The organism is Pseudomonas frederiksbergensis, from assembly GCF_003732665.1.
GTDB classification, from domain to species: Bacteria; Pseudomonadota; Gammaproteobacteria; order Pseudomonadales; family Pseudomonadaceae; genus Aquipseudomonas; species Aquipseudomonas frederiksbergensis_G.
On the sequence record NZ_MOBP01000003.1, the window covers coordinates 154,977 to 174,340 of the forward strand.

The 19,364-nt window shown below is 58.9% G+C and carries 15 protein-coding genes; 11 read left to right on the top strand and 4 right to left on the bottom strand.

Annotation, left to right across the window (positions count from 1 at the left end):
* Positions 1-141 precede the first annotated feature (141 nt).
* The gene (locus BK665_RS04835; protein ID WP_123403382.1) at positions 142-579 is read right to left on the bottom strand and encodes a universal stress protein; all 438 of its coding nucleotides are present in this window, start codon (positions 577-579) and stop codon (positions 142-144) included.
* A gap of 104 nt (positions 580-683) precedes the next feature.
* On the opposite strand from BK665_RS04835, the gene BK665_RS04840 reads away from it, so the two are divergent.
* From BK665_RS04840 to BK665_RS04870, 7 genes are all read left to right on the top strand, one after another.
* Positions 684-1,121 carry a hypothetical protein gene (locus BK665_RS04840; RefSeq protein ID WP_123403384.1) on the top strand — a complete coding sequence of 146 codons (438 nt, stop codon included), beginning with the start codon at positions 684-686 and terminating at the stop codon, positions 1,119-1,121.
* A gap of 538 nt (positions 1,122-1,659) precedes the next feature.
* The gene (gene fadB, locus BK665_RS04845; RefSeq protein ID WP_123403386.1) at positions 1,660-3,807 is read left to right on the top strand and encodes a fatty acid oxidation complex subunit alpha FadB; all 2,148 of its coding nucleotides are present in this window, start codon (positions 1,660-1,662) and stop codon (positions 3,805-3,807) included.
* Between the two features lie 32 nt (positions 3,808-3,839).
* Entirely contained in the window at positions 3,840-5,015 is a 1,176-nt protein-coding gene (fadA, locus tag BK665_RS04850; RefSeq protein WP_008028488.1) for an acetyl-CoA C-acyltransferase FadA, read from the top strand.
* 99 nt (positions 5,016-5,114) lie between these two features.
* Complete coding sequence (locus tag BK665_RS04855; protein ID WP_092270764.1) at positions 5,115-5,351, top strand: DUF1653 domain-containing protein; 237 nt, start codon at positions 5,115-5,117, stop codon at positions 5,349-5,351.
* 114 nt (positions 5,352-5,465) lie between these two features.
* Positions 5,466-8,093: a type I DNA topoisomerase gene (gene topA, locus BK665_RS04860; protein ID WP_123403388.1), complete on the top strand. Its 2,628-nt coding sequence runs from the start codon at positions 5,466-5,468 to the stop codon at positions 8,091-8,093.
* 142 nt (positions 8,094-8,235) lie between these two features.
* Entirely contained in the window at positions 8,236-8,760 is a 525-nt protein-coding gene (locus BK665_RS04865; RefSeq protein WP_123403390.1) for a DUF6586 family protein, read from the top strand.
* Positions 8,761-8,911: 151 nt separating this feature from the next.
* Positions 8,912-9,145, top strand: a complete 234-nt coding sequence (locus BK665_RS04870) for a hypothetical protein (protein WP_123403749.1) — start codon at positions 8,912-8,914, stop codon at positions 9,143-9,145.
* 93 nt (positions 9,146-9,238) lie between these two features.
* On the opposite strand, the gene sulA is transcribed toward BK665_RS04870, so the two are convergent.
* Both sulA and lexA read right to left on the bottom strand, forming a co-directional pair.
* The gene (gene sulA / locus BK665_RS04875; protein ID WP_123403392.1) at positions 9,239-9,712 is read right to left on the bottom strand and encodes an SOS-induced cell division inhibitor SulA; all 474 of its coding nucleotides are present in this window, start codon (positions 9,710-9,712) and stop codon (positions 9,239-9,241) included.
* Between the two features lie 10 nt (positions 9,713-9,722).
* Positions 9,723-10,331 carry a transcriptional repressor LexA gene (gene lexA, locus BK665_RS04880; RefSeq protein ID WP_054054288.1) on the bottom strand — a complete coding sequence of 203 codons (609 nt, stop codon included), beginning with the start codon at positions 10,329-10,331 and terminating at the stop codon, positions 9,723-9,725.
* A 229-nt stretch (positions 10,332-10,560) separates the two neighbouring features.
* On the opposite strand from lexA, the gene BK665_RS04885 reads away from it, so the two are divergent.
* From BK665_RS04885 to BK665_RS04900, 4 genes are all read left to right on the top strand, one after another.
* Positions 10,561-11,268 carry a TetR/AcrR family transcriptional regulator gene (locus BK665_RS04885; RefSeq protein ID WP_007933170.1) on the top strand — a complete coding sequence of 236 codons (708 nt, stop codon included), beginning with the start codon at positions 10,561-10,563 and terminating at the stop codon, positions 11,266-11,268.
* A gap of 170 nt (positions 11,269-11,438) precedes the next feature.
* Positions 11,439-12,437, top strand: a complete 999-nt coding sequence (gene nagZ, locus BK665_RS04890) for a beta-N-acetylhexosaminidase (RefSeq protein WP_185076446.1) — start codon at positions 11,439-11,441, stop codon at positions 12,435-12,437.
* A 12-nt stretch (positions 12,438-12,449) separates the two neighbouring features.
* Entirely contained in the window at positions 12,450-13,187 is a 738-nt protein-coding gene (locus BK665_RS04895; protein WP_123403396.1) for an S-methyl-5'-thioinosine phosphorylase, read from the top strand.
* 58 nt (positions 13,188-13,245) lie between these two features.
* Entirely contained in the window at positions 13,246-16,524 is a 3,279-nt protein-coding gene (locus BK665_RS04900) for a DEAD/DEAH box helicase (protein ID WP_123403398.1), read from the top strand.
* A 144-nt stretch (positions 16,525-16,668) separates the two neighbouring features.
* On the opposite strand, the gene BK665_RS04905 is transcribed toward BK665_RS04900, so the two are convergent.
* Positions 16,669-19,359, bottom strand: a complete 2,691-nt coding sequence (locus BK665_RS04905; RefSeq protein ID WP_123403400.1) for a DEAD/DEAH box helicase — start codon at positions 19,357-19,359, stop codon at positions 16,669-16,671.
* Between the last annotated feature and the right edge of the window lie 5 nt (positions 19,360-19,364).

A 19,364-nucleotide genomic window follows, 5' to 3' on the forward strand; every position in this document is an offset into this window, starting at 1 on the left:
GGTATGGAATGCGATCTACCGGGCTGCCAAAGATCCAATGTGGGAGCGGGCTTGCTCGCGAAAGTGCTGTATCAGTCAGCGTATTTGTTGAATGTTAAGCCACCTTCGCGAGCAAGCCCGCTCCCACATTGATCCGCGTTGTCAGCTTTTGATCAGGCGCACCGCAAGCACATCGCAGGGCGCACCGTGCAGCACGTCGTTGGCGGTAGAGCCGAGCAGCAGAGCTAAACCATGTCGACCATGGCTGCCGACCACAATCAGGTCGCAGGTTTGTTCCTTGGCCAGGTGGTGAATCTCCTGGCGCGGTTGGCCGTAAGTCAGGTGGCTGTATTCCTTGGTGAGCTCCGGGTATTTCAGGATCAGGCGGTCAAGCCGCTCCTTGGCTTGGTCAAACTGCTGTTGTTGCAGTTGTGACAGGTCCATCGGCACGTCGCCGCCAAAGGCCATGGCCATCGGCTCGACAATGTGCACCAGGGACAGCTTCGCGCCGTTGCTCACCGACAGCTCGCGAGCGCGGTGGATTACAGGATCGCACTCTTCGGTTAGATCTACAGCGACCAGAATATGGTTGTAGGGCATGAGGTGCTCCTCCTGAGGATTGCAATATTGGTAAGTATGGCTGGTTTCAAGCGCAATGGTTCCAAAGTGACCCAAAGCGCTCATCAAGAATCGGGAGTACAGATATGACGGTCTGGATAGTGGTGTCAATCCTGCTGGTGGTCCTGAGTCCGCTGGCATGGTTGCGGCCGTCCCGCCACCAGAGCGGCCGCATGGCCTTGCGCATGGAGGCGCGACGCATCGGCCTGGCCATGCAGCTGGCGCCCCAGGAGTGGCCGCACTGGCTGAGCCAGGAGCCGCCGAGCCCGTGTGCCCAGTACCATCGGCCGCGCCGGGGCAATCAGCCGAAGTGCTGGAGTTATTGGCAAAAGTCCCCGGGTGTGTGGGTCAATCAGTGGCAGGAGGTCTGTGAAGATCCGGCGCTGCTCAATCATTTCGAAAAATTGCCGGACAACGTCTACAAGGTCGAAGCGGACAAGCAGATGATCACCCTGTACTGGGGCGAGAAGGGCGAAGCGACGGTTTTGCAGCAAATTGACGGGGTGCTGAAAGCACTGGCATGACTTGCGGAAATTTCGCGCTGCAATGGCGCGAAACGTCTGGCAGACAGGCAATAAAAAGCCCGACATCATCATCGGGCTGGAGTTGGCCAGGCAGGCCGGAAATCTGTGTGGCGCTGATCTTACGCCGGGCATTCGCCAAAAGTGTCGAATTTTTTCCTCAACGTCCCGCCAGCGTAGCTGCTTGAACACAGGTTGCCGTGAATTAGGGCGACTTTTCTAACTATTGATTCTATGAATGGCCTCACATGCACCTGCGTGTTGTGCACCTTCGTCTTACGGAAATGACTGCAAAGTCGCGTTTCAACCCGCATTTTGGGCGATTGACAATTGCCGGAAATTCCGTGAAGGTGGCGTACCCAAATCAAACGGGCGTATGAATTGAGCGTTTGTCTTACAGAACGCTCCTACAGAATCCCGACTATCGCGTTGGCGGGTGTGCCGGGTGGATTGGCGTTAGCATCGACGAAAAGCGTCCTGCCAAGCCATTCGCCTGCGTCCGACGTGTACTGTTCAGCTTCCATATCGTGGAGATCAGTTGATGATTTACGAAGGTAAAGCCATCACGGTTAAGGCTCTTGAAAGTGGCATCGTCGAACTGAAGTTCGATCTCAAGGGTGAGTCCGTCAACAAGTTCAACCGTCTAACCCTGAACGAATTGCGTCAGGCTGTAGACACCATCAAGGCAGATGCTTCGATCAAGGGTGTGATCGTCAGCAGTGGCAAGGACGTATTCATCGTCGGCGCCGACATCACCGAATTTGTCGAGAACTTCAAGCTGCCTGATGCAGAGCTTGTCGCTGGCAACCTCGAAGCCAACAAGATTTTCAGCGATTTCGAAGACCTCAACGTCCCGACAGTTGCCGCGATCAACGGCATCGCCCTGGGTGGCGGTCTGGAAATGTGCCTGGCGGCGGACTACCGCGTCATGTCCACCAAGGCCAAGATCGGTCTGCCAGAAGTCAAACTGGGCATCTACCCGGGCTTCGGCGGCACCGTGCGCCTGCCGCGCCTGATCGGTGCCGACAACGCCATCGAGTGGATTGCCGCCGGCAAGGAAAACCGTCCTGAAGACGCGCTGAAAGTCGGCGCCGTCGATGCCGTGGTTGCCCCTGAGAAACTGCAGGAAGCCGCCCTGGAACTGATCAAACGCGCCATCTCCGGCGAGTTTGACTACAAGGCCAAGCGTCAGCCGAAGCTTGAAAAGCTGAAGTTGAACGCCATTGAACAAATGATGGCTTTCGAAACCGCCAAAGGTTTCGTGGCCGGTCAGGCTGGCCCGAACTACCCGGCGCCGGTTGAAGCGATCAAGACCATCCAGAAAGCGGCGAACTTCGGTCGCGACAAGGCGCTGGAAGTCGAAGCCGCCGGTTTCGTCAAACTGGCCAAGACCTCTGCCGCGCAGAGCTTGATCGGTCTGTTCCTGAACGATCAGGAGCTGAAGAAAAAGGCCAAGGCCTACGACGAAATCGCCAAAGACGTGAAGCAGGCTGCCGTATTGGGCGCCGGCATCATGGGTGGCGGTATCGCTTATCAGTCGGCCTCCAAAGGCACGCCGATCCTGATGAAGGACATCAACGAGCACGGTATCGAGCAGGGTCTGGCTGAAGCCGCCAAGCTGCTGGTCGGGCGCGTTGATAAAGGCCGCATGACCCCGGCGAAAATGGCTGAAGTGCTTAACGGCATTCGTCCGACCCTGTCCTACGGCGATTTCGGTCACGTGGATCTGGTTGTCGAAGCGGTCGTCGAGAACCCTAAGGTCAAGCAAGCCGTACTGGCTGAAGTCGAAGACAAGGTCAAAGAGGACACCATCCTCGCGTCCAACACCTCGACCATTTCCATCACCTTGCTGGCCAAGGCCCTCAAGCGTCCGGAAAACTTCGTCGGCATGCACTTCTTCAACCCGGTACACATGATGCCGCTGGTTGAAGTGATCCGTGGCGAGAAGTCCAGCGAGCTGGCTGTTGCCACCACCGTTGCCTATGCCAAGAAAATGGGCAAGAACCCGATCGTCGTCAACGACTGCCCGGGCTTCCTGGTCAACCGCGTACTGTTCCCGTACTTCGGCGGTTTCGCCAAGCTGGTCAGCGCCGGTGTGGACTTCGTGCGTATCGACAAGGTCATGGAAAAATTCGGCTGGCCAATGGGCCCGGCGTACCTGATGGACGTGGTCGGCATCGACACCGGTCACCACGGTCGTGACGTGATGGCTGAAGGTTTCCCGGACCGCATGAAAGACGATCGCCGTTCGGCTATCGACGTGCTCTACGAAGCCAAGCGCCTGGGCCAGAAGAACGGCAAGGGTTTCTACGCTTACGAGACCGACAAGAAGGGCAAGCAGAAGAAAGTCGCCGACCCGTCGGTGCTGGAAGTGCTCAAGCCGATCGTCTACGAGCAGCGCGAAGTCACTGACGAAGACATCATCAACTGGATGATGATCCCGCTGTGCCTGGAAACCGTGCGTTGCCTGGAAGACGGCATTGTCGAAACTGCCGCCGAAGCCGACATGGGTCTGGTCTACGGTATTGGTTTCCCTCCATTCCGTGGCGGTGCGCTGCGCTACATCGATTCGATCGGTGTTGCAGAGTTCGTTGCCCTGGCTGACCAGTACGCTGATTTGGGCGCGCTGTACCACCCGACCGCGAAGCTGCGTGAAATGGCCAAGACTGGCCAACGGTTCTTCGGTTAAGCGTCCCAACTTTTGAGCGAGAGTGAAATTTTATGAGCTTGAATCCAAGAGACGTCGTGATTGTCGACTTCGGTCGTACTCCGATGGGCCGCTCCAAGGGCGGCATGCACCGCAACACCCGCGCCGAAGACATGTCTGCGCACCTGATCAGCAAACTGCTGGAACGCAACGTCAAGGTTGATCCGAACGAAGTCGAAGACGTGATCTGGGGCTGCGTGAACCAGACCCTGGAGCAGGGCTGGAACATCGCGCGCATGGCGTCCCTGATGACTCAGATCCCGCACACCGCCGCCGGCCAGACCGTCAGCCGCCTGTGTGGTTCGTCGATGAGCGCGCTGCACACCGCTGCGCAAGCGATCATGACCGGCAACGGTGACGTATTCGTCGTCGGCGGCGTCGAGCACATGGGCCACGTGAGCATGATGCACGGTGTCGATCCGAACCCGCACATGTCTCTGTACGCGGCGAAAGCCTCGGGCATGATGGGCCTGACCGCTGAAATGTTGGGAAAAATGCACGGCATCACTCGCGAACAACAGGACGCTTTCGGCGTGCGCTCCCACCAACTCGCCCACAAGGCGACCGTGGAAGGCAAGTTCAAAGACGAAATCATCCCGATGCAGGGCTACGACGAGAACGGTTTCCTGAAACTGTTCGACTACGACGAAACCATTCGTCCGGAAACCACCCTGGAAAGCCTGGCGGCTCTGAAGCCTGCTTTCAATCCAAAGGGCGGCACCGTGACAGCCGGTACTTCGTCGCAGATCACCGATGGTGCTTCGTGCATGATCGTGATGTCGGCGCAGCGTGCACAAGACCTCGGCATCCAGCCATTGGCGGTGATTCGCTCGATGGCAGTGGCAGGTGTGGATCCGGCGATCATGGGCTATGGTCCAGTTCCGGCAACACAAAAAGCACTGAAACGTGCGGGCCTGGGGATCAACGATATCGACTTCTTCGAGCTCAACGAAGCTTTCGCCGCACAGGCCCTGCCCGTGCTGAAAGATCTGAAAGTGCTCGACAAGATGAACGAGAAGGTTAACCTGCACGGCGGCGCGATTGCCTTGGGTCACCCGTTCGGTTGCTCCGGTGCGCGTATCTCCGGCACTTTGCTCAACGTGATGAAGCAAAATGGCGGCACCTTCGGGGTGGCCACCATGTGCATTGGTCTCGGCCAAGGCATCTCCACCGTCTTCGAACGCGTTTAAGCGTCTCGTTGATGGAAGCCGGGGCCAAGTGCCCCGGTTTTTGTTTTTCTGAATTTATTTTTGTTTTTATTTTAAAAAGATTTGAGCGAGGGCCGAAGCATGCCGATACAACCTGGGCTCTACCAACATTACAAAGGTCCGCAGTACCGTGTATTTAATGTTGCGCGGCATTCCGAGACCGAAGAAGAAGTGGTCTTTTACCAAGCCCTGTATGGCGATTACGGCTTTTGGGTACGTCCCTTGAGCATGTTCCTGGAGTCGGTCGAGGTTGACGGCGAACAGGTCCCACGCTTTGCTTTGGTGCAAGCCGAACCGAGCCTTTTTTCCAAGCCATAAGCTGAGTGCGCGCCGAACCCTGCGCTTGACCTCACCTTGTAGCCACTATATATAGCGGTGCCGCGTCAGGCGCCAACCGCCTTTCACTTCTAGAATTCAGGAATTTTCTGATCCATGGGCAAATCGCTGGTCATTGTGGAATCCCCGGCTAAGGCCAAGACCATCAACAAGTATCTGGGTAACCAATACGTGGTGAAGTCGAGTATCGGCCATATCCGAGACCTGCCCACCAGCGGTTCGGCTAGCGCCAGCAAAGAGCCAGCCGCCAAGCGCGGCAAGGCCGCCGCGGGTGAAGGTCCGGTGCTTACGCCGAAAGAGAAGGCGCGTAAGCAGCTCGTCTCGCGCATGGGTGTCGATCCCGATCATGGCTGGAAAGCCAAGTACGAGATCCTCCCGGGCAAAGAGAAAGTCATCGAAGAGCTGCGCCGGCTCGCCAAAGATGCTGACACCATCTATCTCGCAACCGACTTGGATCGCGAGGGGGAAGCCATTGCCTGGCACCTGCGCGAAGCCATCGGTGGTGACGACAGCCGCTACAAGCGCGTGGTGTTCAACGAAATCACCAAGAAGGCGATTCAGGAAGCCTTCTCCAAGCCGGGCGAGCTGGATATCGACCGTGTAAACGCCCAGCAGGCGCGTCGTTTCCTCGATCGCGTGGTGGGTTACATGGTTTCGCCGCTGCTGTGGGCCAAGGTCGCTCGCGGCCTGTCCGCCGGCCGCGTGCAATCGGTTGCGGTAAAACTGGTCGTTGAGCGTGAGCGAGAAATCCGCGCGTTCAACCCGGAAGAGTACTGGGAAGTCCACGCTGACCTCGGCACCGCCAAAGGCGCCACCGTGCGTTTCGACGTGGCCCGCGAGAAAGGCGAAGCCTTCAAGCCGCTCAACGAAACCCAGGCCATGGCCGCGCTGGAGAAGCTTAAGTCTTCCAGCTACAGCATCGTCAAGCGTGAAGACAAACCGACCAGCAGCAAGCCGTCGGCACCGTTCATCACCTCCACCCTGCAGCAGGCCGCGAGCAACCGCCTGGGCTTCGGGGTGAAGAAAACCATGATGATGGCCCAGCGTTTGTACGAAGCGGGCTACATCACGTATATGCGTACCGACTCCACCAACCTCTCGGTTGATGCGGTGGCGATGGCGCGTACTTATATTGAAGGCGAATTCGGCAAGAAGTACCTGCCGGAAAACCCGAACGTTTACAGCAGCAAGGAAGGCGCACAAGAGGCTCACGAAGCGATTCGTCCCTCCGACGCCAACACCGAGCCAAGCAAGCTGTCGGGCATGGAGCGTGATGCCGAGCGTCTGTACGAGCTGATCTGGCGCCAGTTCCTCGCTTGCCAGATGCTGCCGGCGCAGTACCTGTCGACCACGGTGACCGTGGGTGCAGGTGATTTCGAACTGCGCGCCAAGGGCCGCATCCTGAAGTTCGACGGCTACACCCGCGTCATGCCGCAAATCGCCAAGCCAGGTGATGACGACGTGTTGCCAGACATGGCTCAGGGCGACGCGATGAAGCTAATCAAGCTTGATCCGACCCAACACTTCACCAAGCCGCCGGCCCGTTACTCGGAAGCGAGCCTGGTAAAAGAAATGGAAAAACGCGGCATCGGTCGTCCTTCGACCTACGCGGCGATCATTTCCACCATCCAGGACCGCGGCTACGTGGCGCTGCACAACCGTCGTTTCTACTCGGAAAAGATGGGCGATATCGTCACCGAGCGCCTGGCCGAGAGCTTCTCCAACCTCATGGACTACGGCTTCACCGCCGGCATGGAAGAGAACCTCGATGACGTGGCCCAGGGCGAACGCGACTGGAAAAACGTGCTCGACGAGTTCTACGGCGACTTCAAGAAGAAACTCGAAGTAGCCGAAAGCGCTGAGGGAGGCATGCGTGCCAACCAGCCAGTGATGACTGATATTCCATGTGTGGTGTGCGGTCGTCCGATGCAGATTCGTACCGCATCCACTGGCGTGTTCCTCGGTTGCTCGGGCTACAGCCTGCCGCCGAAAGAGCGCTGCAAGGCCACCGTCAACCTAGTGCCGGGCGATGAAATCGCTGCGGACGACGAGGGTGAATCGGAATCCCTGGTCCTGCGCGGCAAACACCGCTGCCCGATCTGCAGCACGGCGATGGACGCTTATCTGCTGGATGAAAAACGCAAGCTGCACATCTGCGGTAACAACCCGGATTGCGACGGCTACGAAATCGAAGAAGGCAGCTATCGCATCAAGGGCTATGAAGGTCCGAGCCTGGAATGCGACAAGTGCGGCAGCGAGATGCAGCTCAAGACCGGCCGTTTCGGCAAGTTCTTCGGCTGCACCAATGCGACGTGCAAGAACACCCGCAAACTGCTGAAAAGCGGTGATGCGGCGCCGCCGAAGATGGATCCGGTGAAGATGCCTGAGCTGAAATGCGAAAAGGTCAACGACACCTACATCCTGCGCGACGGGGCTTCCGGCCTGTTCCTGGCGGCGAGCCAGTTCCCGAAAAACCGCGAGACTCGTGCTCCGTTGGTGATCGAGATCGTGCCGCACAAGGATGAGATCGATCCGAAGTACCACTTCCTTTGCGAAGCGCCGAAGAAAGATCCGGATGGCCGTCCATCAGTGATCCGCTACAGCCGCAAGACCAAGGAGCAGTACGTGCAGACCGAAGTCGAAGGCAAGCCTACTGGCTGGAAAGCGTTCTACGACGGCGGTAAGTGGACGGTTGAAGACAAGCGGACCCCCGCGAAGGCTTAAAACGTCGCTGCACTGAAAAGGCCGCATGACAATCCTCGGATTTTCATGCGGCCTTTTTGTTTTGGGCTTGCGGTCGGCTCGGCTGATCCACGACACTGTCGGGCCTGTGTGACGCAATTATTTCGCTGTGGAGGCTGCCGTCATGGCCCACGAACTCTATACCCGCACCAACCAGAAAATTTATTTCGCCGGCCTGTCGCTCGAAGCGCTCGCCAGGGCCGAAGAGGGGCGGGCGATGAACTCCCTGGCGTTGATCCAGGCCGGGCGCGAATCGGCGTTGTTTCACCTTTACGGTGCGCTGCTCGGGTTGTGCCATGAGATTGCTGGTTTCTATCGCTTGCCTCAGGCCAATGCGCCGCGGGCGGAGATGTTGCTGACCCGCGAAGTGCTGCAAGCCATCGCCATTCCTGAAATGGCCGAGATGGTCGAGTTGGCAGGGAATTCGGAAACCTGGCTGGCCAAACTGCTGGCGGCCCATGCTGCACTGTTTCAGCCTCCGCGGGCGCCGCACAAGCCGAAGGTTGATGTGACGCAGCCGTTGATCCTCGCGGTTAACCTGGACGAAGAAGAAGCACCTCAAGAACTGAGCCGTGAGGAGCTGGAGAGCTGGCGTCAGAACCTGAAAGGACTGGCGATCCGCTTTCGTGAAGGATTGAACGAGTGCTAAGCGATTAAGCGCTGTGGTGGATGACCTTCCAGGCCGCCCTGCAGTGAAGAGTACTAACAGATATTTCATCGTGATGACTTCTGGTCAAGATCCCGAGCGAAGCCTGGCCGATGCCTATATAATCCCCGCCTTTCGTGGAGAACAGACCTTTATGCCAACGTCCTTTCTAGAAATTGTCGAGTTACCAGACGGCCGAATCGAGCTGCGCAGGGCCGAGGACGAGGGTTCTCTGGTTACTTTGGATTTCTCCGAGGACGCCAAAGCGTTCCTGCAAGGCAATCACGTGGAAGTCGCCAAGGCGATGTTGAGTGTTGGTGTGCAGATGGCAGGGCGCCTGGTTGAAGGCGAATTCAACAAAGATGAAGAGCCGCGGATCCTGCACTGATCCCGCCCGTCGGTTTCTGCTGATACCGCGACAGATCGGCTTCTCTATCCTTGGAGAAGCCTGGCGCTGTTTAAAGCGCACATTGAATCTCAATTACCCCAGTCGAATATTCAGGCTTTGAGCGTCCCCGGTGCGGGCGGCGCTGATCAACTGTTGCCGTAAAGCGGCGTTCAACGGATTAAGCCAACTGACGACGGTGTGGCTGCGGCCCAGTCGCAGGGCTTCGCAAGTCAGTTGCTGGGCGCTCTGAGTTCCGCGGGGTTGCAGCAGCAGAATGCGTTCGCGGTTCAGGCCGGCGTCCCGCAGCCAGGCCTGGGTCAGGCTGGCGGGCGGAGCGATCAGGGTGAGCCAGCGTGCGTCCTGGTCCTGGCTTAATTCCCGAAGAATCGGTGCCAGAAGGTTCAGGCAGCTCCCTGCTGCACCACGCAGTGACAGCTCGCTGAAAACCTCGGGCTCTGCGCTCCAGGGCGACTCGACCACGTCTTTCAGGATCGGCGCCAGCGGTTGCGCCATGAACGCCTCGAACAACGGCAGTTGGGCATGCTGTGGTGTATGTGGGAACTGCATAAAGCCTCCTTTAGCGGCGAATCACTCCGACACTCAAGCCTTCGATCACCAGTTCCTGATCTTTCAGGTTGACTTCGATGGGGGCGAACTCGGGGTTTTCGGCTATCAGCCAGACCTTGCTGCCATCGCGCTTGAAGCGCTTGACGGTCACTTCATCGCCAATCCGCGCCACCACGATCTGGCCATTGCGGGCTTCACGGGTGGTGTGTACGGCCAGCAGGTCGCCGTCGAAAATGCCCACGTCCTTCATGCTCATGCCATGCACCCGCAACAGGTAGTCGGCACGGGGATGGAAAAACGTCGGATTGATGTTGCAGGATTCTTCGATGTGTTGCTGCGCAAGGATTGGCGCGCCAGCGGCCACGCGACCGATGATCGGCAGGGTGGACTCGTCGGCCTTGGCTTCGAAGCCGGGAATGCGGATGCCACGGGAGGCGCCCGGGGTCATCTCGATCGCACCTTTGCGAGCCAGTGCCTTGAGGTGTTCTTCCGCCGCGTTCGGCGATTTGAAACCCAATTCCTGAGCGATTTCCGCGCGGGTCGGCGGGTAGCCGTTGTCTTCGAGGCAACGTTTGATGAAGGCCAGAATCTCTGCTTGGCGTGGCGTCAGCTTTAGCATATTGATCGCTCTGTCTTTTTATACAGTGACTGGGATTATATACAGTGAAAGCTTCTTGGCAATGCCCCTTTTTTCCCTCGCCGCTGGACGGTCAGTCAGCTCGCTGATTAACGACGCAGAGTTGTATGGTTAAATAGCTGACCGACCATTCCCAAAACGAACCGGCAGGCTTGACAACGCACAGGCTGAAACGTATGTTTCAAACAAGTGTTTGTCAGGCGGAGTAGCCATGGCCCAGTCGGAAACCGTAGAACGCATTCTCGATGCTGCCGAGCAGTTGTTCGCGGAAAAAGGTTTCGCCGAAACCTCGTTGCGTCTGATCACCAGCAAGGCCGGGGTCAATCTGGCGGCGGTGAACTATCATTTCGGCTCCAAGAAGGCGCTGATCCAAGCGGTTTTCTCGCGTTTCCTCGGGCCGTTCTGCCTCAGCCTCGATAAAGAGCTGGAGCGGCGCCAGGCCAAGCCGGAAAACAAGCCGACGCTCGAGGAACTGCTGGAAATCCTCGTCGAGCAAGCTCTGGTGGTGCAGCCACGCAGCGGCAACGATCTCTCCATATTCATGCGTTTGCTGGGCTTGGCCTTCAGTCAGAGCCAGGGCCACTTGCGTCGTTATCTGGAAGACATGTACGGCAAGGTTTTCCGTCGCTACATGATGCTGGTCAACGAGGCCGCGCCGCGTATTCCACCTATCGAACTGTTCTGGCGCGTACATTTCATGCTCGGTGCCGCGGCGTTCAGCATGTCCGGGATCAAGGCCTTGCGCGCCATTGCCGAGACCGATTTCGGCGTCAACACTTCCATCGAGCAGGTGATGCGCCTGATGGTGCCGTTCCTCGCCGCTGGCATGCGGGCCGAAACTGGCGTCACCGATACGGCCATGGCCACTGCGCAGTTGCGTCCGCGCAGTAAATCGACGCCGGTGGCCGCCAAGGTTTAACCGCACACGGGTGGGCGCGGCAGCTGACATCCGCTAAGCTAGCCGCCCATGCCGACTCTCGTTTTGAACCCGTTCTCCATTGATATCACCGACCTGCCGGGCACAGCCCTCGGCGGCGAAATCGTGTGGGGCGGGTTTTTCGTTTTCAAGGAATTCCTATGACTGCTGGCCTGCAAGGCTCGTTGATGGTGGACGTCGCCGGTACTTGGCTGACGGCTGAAGATCGCCAATTGTTGCGCCAGCCCGAAGTGGGTGGCCTGATCATTTTTGCCCGCAACATCGAGCATCCGCGCCAGGTACGCGAGCTGAGTGCTGCAATCCGCGCCATTCGTCCTGACCTGCTGCTGGCGGTGGACCAGGAGGGCGGTCGGGTCCAGCGCTTGCGCCAGGGCTTCGTGCGCCTGCCAGCCATGCGCGCCATCGCCGACAATCCGAATGCCGAATACCTGGCCGAGCAGTGCGGCTGGATCATGGCCACCGAAGTGCTGGCCGTCGGCCTCGACCTGAGCTTCGCCCCGGTGCTGGACCTGGATTATCAGCGCAGCGCCGTGGTCGGCACCCGCTCGTTTGAAGCCGATCCAGAGCGCGCTGCCTTGCTCGCCGGTGCCTTTATTCGCGGCATGAACAGCGCTGGCATGGCCGCCACCGGCAAGCATTTCCCGGGACACGGTTGGGCCGAGGCCGATTCCCACGTTGCCATTCCCAATGACGAGCGCAGCCTCGACGAGATCCGCGCCAACGACCTGGTGCCGTTCGCCCGATTGAGTAAGCAATTGGCCGCTGTCATGCCGGCCCATGTAATTTATCCACAGGTCGATGCACAACCTGCCGGTTTCTCCCGGCGCTGGTTGCAGGACATCCTGCGTGGCGAGTTGCAGTTCGATGGTGTCATTTTTAGTGACGATCTTTCCATGGCCGGCGCCCACGTAGTCGGCGATGCTGCCAGCCGCATCGAAGCCGCGTTGACCGCCGGTTGCGATATGGGCCTGGTGTGCAACGACCGCGCTGCTGCTGAATTGGCCCTGACCGCCGCCCAGCGGATGAAGGTCAAGCCGTCGTCGCGTATTGCGCGGATGCGCGGGCAGTCTTTCGCCGGCATCGAATACCGCCAAGACCCGCGCTGGCTCACGGCGGTCGGCGCGCTCAAAGAAGCTCAACTGATTGATTAAGGACGTTTCGTTATGACGGTTTACGCGATTATCGGTGGCACCGGCCTGACTCAACTCGAAGGCCTGAGCATTCGTCAGTCATTGGCGGTGGACACTCCTTACGGCCCGCCTTCCGGCGAGGTGCATATCGGAGTCTACGCCGGCAAGGAAGTGCTGTTCCTTGCGCGCCACGGTCACCCCCATCGATTCCCGCCGCATCAGGTCAACTATCGCGCCAACCTCTGGGCGCTAAAGCAGGCCGGGGCCGAAGCGATTCTTGCGGTCAACGCCGTGGGCGGGATTCACGCCGCAATGGGCACCGGCCACTTCTGCGTACCTCATCAGTTGATCGACTACACCAGCGGTCGCGAGCACACCTATTTCGCCGATGATCTGGAACACGTCACCCACATCGATTTCAGCTATCCGTACAGCGAGCCGCTGCGCCAGCAGTTGATTGCGGCGTTGGCGGCTGAAGGCGTCGGCTACAGCAGTCACGGCGTGTACGCCTGCACGCAAGGCCCACGCCTGGAAACCGTTTCTGAAATCGCCCGGCTGGAACGTGATGGCTGCGACATCGTCGGCATGACCGGCATGCCGGAAGCGGCGCTGGCCCGTGAGCTGGAGCTGGATTACGCCTGCCTGGCGCTGGTAGTGAACCCGGCGGCAGGCAAGTCCACGGCGGTGATCACCATGGCCGAGATTGAACAGGCGTTGCATGACGGGATGGGCAAGGTGAAGTCGACGTTGGCGCGGGTGTTGGCGGGTTGAGTTTCTGCGGGCAGATAAAGGGTCTGGCCGATTCATTGAATCAAGCGGCGTCGATTTCATGACAACAATAACTGAGCAACTTCTTGCGCTACCTTGGGCAGAGGTGTTCAGTCATCGCGCTCTGGAAAAGGCCCGCAGGTACGCGGATGAGGATCGTGTAACAATCCATCAGAACGACGGCTCGATGATTATCGCAACGTGCGTCGGCTCTGAAAGACAGGAATACGAGCAGAACATCGAGCTCATCAAAGATCGGGATGGGGGCTGGCGGTTCGGATGCATTTGTACCTGTCCTGTTTCATACAACTGCAAACACTGCGCCGCAGTCATCTATCACCTGCAAGGCCTTCCCGCTAAACCATCCGAAAGCACCGCACAGGTCCACCTGAGTCGCGAGCTGGAGCGCTGGCTCGACGGAATTCCCGCTACGGGCAAGACGGTTGATGAGCCGGCGCTGGGGACAAACACGCGCCTGGTCTACCGGCTCAAGGCCACAACCGTAGCAGGGAAGTGGACACTGGAAATTTTCAAGGCCCGCCAACTCAAGAGCGGCGTCTTGCAAGACCTCAAGCCGGTGTACTCGTTATCGGAAATGCTATTGCGCCAACCCGGCTACCTGGCTGAACTGGACCTTCGGATCGCCAGGCTGCTGGTGGCCATTCACTCCCATCACGCCTATTACGGTGGCTACCCCTTGGAAGGCAGTAGTGGCGCTGAACTCCTGGAGATGTTGGTGCGTACCGCGCGACTGTTCCTCGATTTCGAGCAGCCGCCCCTGGCGTCGGGAGCGAAGCGGGCAGGTCGGTTTGCCTGGGCCGAACAATCCAACGGCAGTTTTCGGCCTCAATGGAGCAGCGACGAAGTCGAGCCGGAAACGGTACTGGCGATTGAACCCTTGTACTACCTTGACCGCGAGCGACTGCACGTCGGAACCTTGTGCACCGAGCAGGATGAAAAACTGGCGTGTCACTTGACCTTGGCGCCGGATATCCCGGCGCGCCAGGCGATGCAGTTCAGCCATCGGATGAGTTCCGCGACGCAAGTGGCCCCGCCGCACCAGCTGACGGAACGGGTGGTCGATGACATTTTTCCCAAGGCGCACCTGACGCTCAACAGCGGTAAACGCTACAAGAACTGGAAGTATGAGGCGGAGCACCGTGCCGCGCTGGCGTTCACCTACGACGGGCACCCGGCCACGGACCGAAACCCCGAAGTGTTGATCCTTTCTGGCACCGAAACCCAGCGTATCCAGCGCAAACCCGCCGCCGAAAAAGCCTTGCGCCAAGCCCTGCAAAAACACGGTTTTAAAAAGGCTACGATTAAAAGCAGTGTGGACCGCCCGGGCGAGATGTTCGGGTTGCCGGATGATTCAGCCTGGCTTGCCTTTGTGCAAGAAGGAATCCCGCTGCTGCGTAAGGCAAATTGGCACGTCGATATCAGTCATGCCTTTCACTTCAATGTGCAGCCGGTAGAGCAGTGGTATGCCGATGTTGAGGAAGAGTCGGCGCACCAGTGGTTTGATCTGCAACTGGGCATCGTGGTCAACGGCGAGCGCCACAGCCTGTTGCCGATCTTGCTGCATTTGCTGCGCAGCCAGCCACAATTGCTCGATCCCGCCAGCCTGGCTAAACGCAACGATGACGAACAACTGTTGATCGAGCTTGGCGGTTCCAAGGCGCATGTGAAAGTTGCACTGCCCTATGGTCGCATCAAACCGCTAATGGCCACCCTTGGCGAGTTGTACCTGGGTGCCCATGAGGGCGACTCGTTGCGTTTGACTGCGCCGGACGCCGCACGCCTCAGTGCGCTGGAAGGCGTGCCGCTGGTCTGGCAGGGCGGCGAGCGACTGCGCAGTTTTGCCAAACGCTTGCGTGAATGGACGCACGTTCAGGTCGCGGCGCCCGAGGGCCTGAAGGCGACGCTGCGCCCGTATCAGCTTGAAGGCCTGAACTGGATGCAAACCCTTTGCGAGCTGGAAGTGGGCGGCATCCTCGGCGACGACATGGGCCTGGGTAAAACCCTGCAGACCCTGGCTCACCTGCTGACGGAAAAACTGGCCGGGCGACTTGATCGTCCAGCCCTGGCCGTGATGCCCACCAGCCTGATCCCCAACTGGCTCGACGAGTCCCAGCGCTTTACCCCGCAACTCAAGGTGTTGGCGCTGCATGGCGCCGCCCGGCAAAAAGACTTTGCCCGCCTTTCTGAATACGATTTGGTATTGACCACTTACGCGTTGCTGCCTCGGGACCTGGAGATTTTGCAGCCGCAGGTCTGGAGCGTGCTGATTCTCGACGAAGCGCAGAACATCAAAAACCCGGTCAGCAAAGCCGCTCAAGCCGCCCGCGATCTTCAGGCCCGCCAGCGGTTGTGTCTGTCTGGCACGCCACTGGAAAACCACCTCGGCGAGTTGTGGTCGCAATTTCACTTTCTGTTGCCCGGCTGGCTGGGCGACAGCAAAACCTTCAACCGCGATTACCGTACGCCGATCGAAAAGCATGGCAACACCGAACGGATGCAACACCTGACCGCTCGGATAAAACCCTTCTTGCTACGTCGCAAGAAAGACCAGGTGGCGACTGAGTTGCCGCCGAAAACCGAGATTGTGCATTGGGTTGATCTCAGTGACGGGCAGCGGGATGTGTATGAAACCGTGCGCGTGGCGATGGACAAGAAAGTCCGCGACGAAATCGCCCGTAGTGGCGTTGGGCGCAGTCAGATCATCATTCTCGATGCGTTGCTCAAGTTGCGTCAGGTCTGCTGTGATTTGCGGTTGATCAAGACGCCACTCACCGCCAAGGCTCTGCGTTCGGGCAGTGGCAAACTGGTCAGCTTGATGGAGATGCTGGAAGAACTGCTCAGCGAAGGCCGCAAGATTTTGCTGTTTTCGCAGTTCACGTCAATGCTCGCCCTGATTGAAGAAGAGCTGCAGCAGCGTAACCTCAGCTACTCGATACTGACCGGGGAAACGACGGACCGGCGCACGCCGGTCAAGAACTTCCAGAGCGGTAACGTGCCGTTGTTCCTGATCAGTTTGAAGGCCGGCGGCACCGGGCTGAATCTGACGGCGGCGGACACGGTGATCCATTTCGATCCGTGGTGGAACCCTGCGGTGGAAAACCAGGCGACCGACCGTGCTTATCGCATCGGGCAAAACAAGCCTGTGTTTGTCTACAAGCTGATTGCCCGGGGCACGGTGGAAGAAAAGATACAGGCATTGCAGCAGGAGAAAGCGGTTCTGGCCGAAGCGGTGCTTGAGGGTGGGGCGACGGGTGGGTTGAAGCTTGAGCAGAGTGATATTGAGGCGCTGTTTGCGCCGCTGCCCAATCTCAAGGCCTGATAAGGGGGTTCGTCAGTGTTGGCCCCTTCGCGAGCAAGCCCGCTCCCACACTGTTTTTATGTTATCTCCACGATGGTGGGCTAACTCAGATCCAATGTGGGAGCGGGCTTGCTCGCGAAGGCGATCTACCAAACACCGCGAATCTCAACGCTTCTCCAACTTATCCGGCAACGGCGCGAACAGCGCTTCAATGTCATCACTTTGCAATTTCCAGTCCCCAGCCGAGCGTCCATCCAGTACGCCCGACGCGAGGTCGGACTTTTCCTTTTGCAGATGCTGAATCTTCTCTTCCACCGTGCCCCGGGCAATCAGCTTGTAGACGAACACCGGTTTTTCCTGGCCGATGCGATACGCACGGTCGGTGGCCTGGTTTTCCGTTGCCGGGTTCCACCACGGGTCGTAGTGAATCACCGTGTCGGCTTCAGTCAGGTTCAGGCCCACGCCGCCAGCCTTCAAACTGATCAGAAAAATCTGACGCTTGCCGCTCTGGAAGTCCTTCACCGGTGCGCGGCGGTCGCGGGTCTGTCCGGTCAATATCGCGTATTCAACGCCGCGTTTTTTCAGTTCATCCTCGATCAGTGCCAACATCGACGTGAACTGCGAGAACAGCAGAATCCGCCGGCCTTCTTCGAACAGCTCATCCAGCATTTCCATCAAGCTGTCGAGCTTGCCGGACGTGCTGCCGCGAGTGGGCAGGGCGGCGTCGTTGACCAGGCGCAAGTCGCAGCAGACCTGGCGCAGTTTGAGCAGCGCTTCGAGGATGATGATCTGGCTGCGGGCCACGCCTTTGCGGGTGATTTCGTCGCGGACTTTCTTGTCCATGGCCAGGCGCATGGTTTCGTACACGTCGCGCTGGGCTTCGTTGAGTTCGACCCAGTGGATGATTTCGGTTTTCGGCGGCAATTCGGTCGCCACCTGTTCCTTGGTCCTGCGCAGCAGAAACGGCTTTATCCTACCGTTGAGGTGCTGAAGCCGGACTTCGCTGCCGCGTTTTTCAATCGGCACCCGGTAGTCCCGGTTGAAGCTTTTCACATCGCCGAGCCACCCGGGCAACAGGAAGTGGAACAGCGACCACAGCTCGCCCAAGTGGTTTTCCAGCGGCGTGCCACTCAAGCACAGGCGCTGCCGCGCATTCAACTCGCGGGCTGCCTGGGCGGCCTTGCTGTTGGGGTTCTTGATGTATTGCGCTTCATCCAGCACCAACACGTGCAGCGGCACCGCCGCCAGGGTTTCAACGTCCTTGGGCAACAGCGCGTAGGTGGTCAGGATCAGGTCGTAATCGGTCAGGTTGTCGAAATGCTTTTTGCGGCTGGCGCCGTACAGCGCCAGTACGTTGAGCTGTGGTGTGAAGTGCGCCGCTTCGTCGAGCCAGTTGGGGATCAGGCTGGTGGGCATCACCACCATGCACGGGCGATCGAGGCGTCCGGCGATTTTCTCGCTGAGAATATGCGCCAAGGTCTGTAGGGTTTTTCCCAGGCCCATGTCGTCCGCGAGAATCCCGCCGACTTCCAGTTGCCGCAGCGACTGCATCCAGCTCAAACCTTCGAGCTGATAAGGTCGCAACGTCGCGTTCAAGCCCTCTGGTGCAACGGTGGTGAAGTCCTTGATGTCCCGCAAACGCTGGGCAAAGGTGCGGATCTGCTCACCGCCTTCCCACAGCAGCGGCATGCCTTCCAGCGGATTCAGTCGTGTGGCGTCGGCCTTGCTCAGGCGCAGCGTGGTTTCGCCAGGCTCTTGCAGGTAGAACTCGCCCAGGGTCGCCAGCACCGGTTTCAAACGGCCGAAGGGCAGGGCGACCTGCAGCGGGCCGTATTCGGAGTTCGGGCGGTTCGGAATGTTCACCAGGATCAACTCGTCATCGCGACGTCGGGCCAGGCGTTCCGGGTTGAGGATTTCGGTGTGCGAACGCATCAGGTTCAGCAGGATCGGCAGCAGACTCAGGCGCTCGCCATTGACGATGATCCCCAGTTCCAGGTCAAACCAGTCGCGCTCCGGCGCCTGTTCGACGGTGGCGTACCAGTCGTCCACGGCAGTCAGGTCGAAACCGAAATCCTCGTCGATCTGCAGCTCCCAACCCTGGGTGCGCAGCTTTGGCAGTTCATTGAGGGTGAAGGTCAGCCAGGCGCTGTCGTTGACCATCTCAAACAGCTCGCCGGCGCTTTCCGGCAAGGCCTTGCTTTGCCGGGTAGCGATCTTGAAACCGAGGATTCGTAACTGTTCCCTGTAGGCCTGTTCGACTTCCGGGTGACGTTTTATCCGTAACGTCTGTGTCTCCTGACGAATCAGGATGTCGGCATTCTTCTGCCCGGACACGTATTCATCCAGATAACTGAAGGACAACGCCGCGCGATGCTGGATATAGCGCTGCATCTTGCCGTTACGCGGTTCGAAGGCGCTGAACTCGATGCTCGCCAGCCACAGGCGCGGCAGCGGTTGCACGTTATCCACCGGCACTTGCGGCAGCGCCTTGGGGCCACGGTTTTCCAGTACGGCCTGGAGTTTTTCCAGCAGTTCCGCGTCTTGCGCAGCAGCCGGGTAAGCCAGGGTTTCCTGGACTTTGAGCAGCACCGCCGCGCAATGTTTGCAATTGCTGTGGACCGGGCAGGTGCAGTTGGCGTCGATCATCAGCAACGTGCCTTTGGCCGACTCACGCAGGCGAATGGTCTGACGATAAACGTTACCGCCCGAGCCTTCACACGCGGCGATGATCGTGGCGTCACCGGCCTCGACGATCCTGACGCGGTTCTCCAAGGCGTAGCGGCGGCCACGCTCCAGGCTCTGTTCCTTGAATCGGCTGACCCAGGAAGGTGCGAGAGGTTTGCTCAGGGTCGACATAAGGA

What these genes read in the sequence shown, in the direction of transcription:
- BK665_RS04835 (WP_123403382.1), bottom strand. Translation starts at nt 579, where the DNA reads ATGCCCTACAACCATATTCTGGTCGCTGTAGATCTAACCGAAGAGTGC.
- BK665_RS04840 (WP_123403384.1), top strand. Translation starts at nt 684, where the DNA reads ATGACGGTCTGGATAGTGGTGTCAATCCTGCTGGTGGTCCTGAGTCCG.
- fadB (WP_123403386.1), top strand. Translation starts at nt 1,660, where the DNA reads ATGATTTACGAAGGTAAAGCCATCACGGTTAAGGCTCTTGAAAGTGGC.
- fadA (WP_008028488.1), top strand. Translation starts at nt 3,840, where the DNA reads ATGAGCTTGAATCCAAGAGACGTCGTGATTGTCGACTTCGGTCGTACT.
- BK665_RS04855 (WP_092270764.1), top strand. Translation starts at nt 5,115, where the DNA reads ATGCCGATACAACCTGGGCTCTACCAACATTACAAAGGTCCGCAGTAC.
- topA (WP_123403388.1), top strand. Translation starts at nt 5,466, where the DNA reads ATGGGCAAATCGCTGGTCATTGTGGAATCCCCGGCTAAGGCCAAGACC.
- BK665_RS04865 (WP_123403390.1), top strand. Translation starts at nt 8,236, where the DNA reads ATGGCCCACGAACTCTATACCCGCACCAACCAGAAAATTTATTTCGCC.
- BK665_RS04870 (WP_123403749.1), top strand. Translation starts at nt 8,912, where the DNA reads ATGCCAACGTCCTTTCTAGAAATTGTCGAGTTACCAGACGGCCGAATC.
- sulA (WP_123403392.1), bottom strand. Translation starts at nt 9,712, where the DNA reads ATGCAGTTCCCACATACACCACAGCATGCCCAACTGCCGTTGTTCGAG.
- lexA (WP_054054288.1), bottom strand. Translation starts at nt 10,331, where the DNA reads ATGCTAAAGCTGACGCCACGCCAAGCAGAGATTCTGGCCTTCATCAAA.
- BK665_RS04885 (WP_007933170.1), top strand. Translation starts at nt 10,561, where the DNA reads ATGGCCCAGTCGGAAACCGTAGAACGCATTCTCGATGCTGCCGAGCAG.
- BK665_RS04895 (WP_123403396.1), top strand. Translation starts at nt 12,450, where the DNA reads ATGACGGTTTACGCGATTATCGGTGGCACCGGCCTGACTCAACTCGAA.
- BK665_RS04900 (WP_123403398.1), top strand. Translation starts at nt 13,246, where the DNA reads ATGACAACAATAACTGAGCAACTTCTTGCGCTACCTTGGGCAGAGGTG.
- BK665_RS04905 (WP_123403400.1), bottom strand. Translation starts at nt 19,359, where the DNA reads ATGTCGACCCTGAGCAAACCTCTCGCACCTTCCTGGGTCAGCCGATTC.